The following is a 1,581-nucleotide window of genomic DNA, read 5'->3' as shown; positions in this document are numbered from 1 at the left end:
GGCGCCCCGGTTCCGGCGGACCCGGCGCGGTCGGTGCCCGCTGGAGCCTCCTGTGCCAAGGCGGCGGCGAACTGCTCGTCGCCGATGTCTGTGAGCTGCCACTGCACATCGGGGACCTGAGGGATCCGGAAGAGGCCTCCGGTGGCGCCCGAGCGGATTGCTGCGGGAATCTCGAATCGTGCCACGTCGAAGGAGAGTCCCGTGCCGAGCGCCTTGGCAACGGCCTCCTTCAGCGTCCAGAGGCGGAAGAACAGGCGGACCCTGTCGCCGCCGGTCAGCGCGGCCATCTCGGCCTGCTCGTTCGGACCGAACACGGCCTCGATGAGTTCATCGAGTTTACGATGCTGCTCGTACTCCTCGACGTCTACGCCGACGCGCCCGGCCGGGGCCAGCGCGATCAGGCCGTGTTGCTCGCTGTGGCTGACGTTGAAGGCCAGCGGGACCGGCCGCGCGTCGACGAGCGCGAACGGTTTGCCGTGCTTCGCCGCCCCGAATGAGAGCAGGTCGTTGCCGCAGCCAAGGTGCTCGCACAGCAGCGACCTGAGCGCGGCCCGGCACAGGACGAAGTGACGGCGTGCCGGTGAGTGCTGGAACCGCTGCCAGCGCGACTTCTCGGCGGCGTCGAGCCACGCGAACGCAGCGGCCTCGCGGGCGGCGTGCGGCGTGAGGTCGACATGAAAGACGTGTGCACCGCCGACCTGCCTGAACGGTTCCCACCAGCGGTCGGGAGCTGACCGATCCACTGCGGGCAGGCTACCTGCGGTCGGGTCCCGAGACCGGTGCCGGGAGTCCATCGGACTCCGGTATGGTCGCCGTCATGGGATTCCGTGTTGAGATCGATCAGGACGAGTGCATGAGCGTCGGGCGGTGCGTGGCCGACTTCCCGGCCGGGTTCGGCTTCGACGACGAGGAACTGGCGATGGTGCTGGCGACCGTCGGCGAACTGAGCGACAAGCAGCTCCTGAGGGCGGCTCGCAACTGCCCCAGCCGGGCCATCATGGTCTTCGACGCCGACGGCAACCAGGTCGAGTAGCGGGGCCACGCCGGACTCGGGGAGAGAGCATGGCTGAGCCCGAGACGCTGGTGGGGATCTTCAATGCCGATGGTGGGCTGCGGGGCGAGTTGCGCTACGTGGTCGACAAGCTTGCCGGGCGCGGGCACTGCGCCCTCTGCGACATCACCCACGGCATGAACCCGCTGGGGAAGCGGTCCTTCAAGGAGGCCTGCGCCGCGGCGGGGGTGACCATGACCCTGCTGCACCGCGACGAGGCCTCCGGCGACCAGTTGGCCTCGGCACGGGAGTTGCCGGTGGTGCTGGCGGGCGCCGATGGCCATTGGCGCGTCCTGGTTCCGGCAGAGGACCTGGATGCATGCAAGGGGAGCCCAGCCAAACTCCTGGAGGTCGTGGAGGCCCGCCTGGGGCGTTGACCGTCGCCGACTTATCAATAGAGCATCTCTATAGGTATAGACGTTATTATCGAATTGTCTTTTGGTATTGGTGGCGGCATGATGGTCTCCAGGACACCAGCCAGCAAGGAGGCTCCACCATGACCAACGGCGGCATCGTGGCACACTCCATCG

The 1,581-nt window shown here is 67.7% G+C and carries 3 protein-coding genes; 2 read left to right on the top strand and 1 reads right to left on the bottom strand.

What is annotated here, in order from left to right:
- The coding region (locus OXF11_14445; GenBank protein MCY4488295.1) for a 4'-phosphopantetheinyl transferase superfamily protein at positions 1–743 on the bottom strand (743 nt) is incomplete at its 3' end.
- A 74-nt stretch (positions 744–817) separates the two neighbouring features.
- Here OXF11_14445 and OXF11_14440 point away from each other — a divergent pair.
- Both OXF11_14440 and OXF11_14435 read left to right on the top strand, forming a co-directional pair.
- Positions 818–1,033, top strand: a complete 216-nt coding sequence (locus OXF11_14440) for a ferredoxin (protein ID MCY4488294.1) — start codon at positions 818–820, stop codon at positions 1,031–1,033.
- 29 nt (positions 1,034–1,062) lie between these two features.
- A complete protein-coding gene (locus OXF11_14435; protein MCY4488293.1) occupies positions 1,063–1,428 on the top strand; it encodes a hypothetical protein in 366 nt (121 codons plus the stop codon).
- The last annotated feature ends 153 nt before the right edge of the window (positions 1,429–1,581 follow it).

The organism is Deltaproteobacteria bacterium (assembly GCA_026712905.1).
Classification (GTDB): Bacteria; Desulfobacterota; Binatia; order UBA9968; family JAJDTQ01; genus JAJDTQ01.
This window is presented reverse-complemented; position numbering and strand designations above follow the sequence as displayed.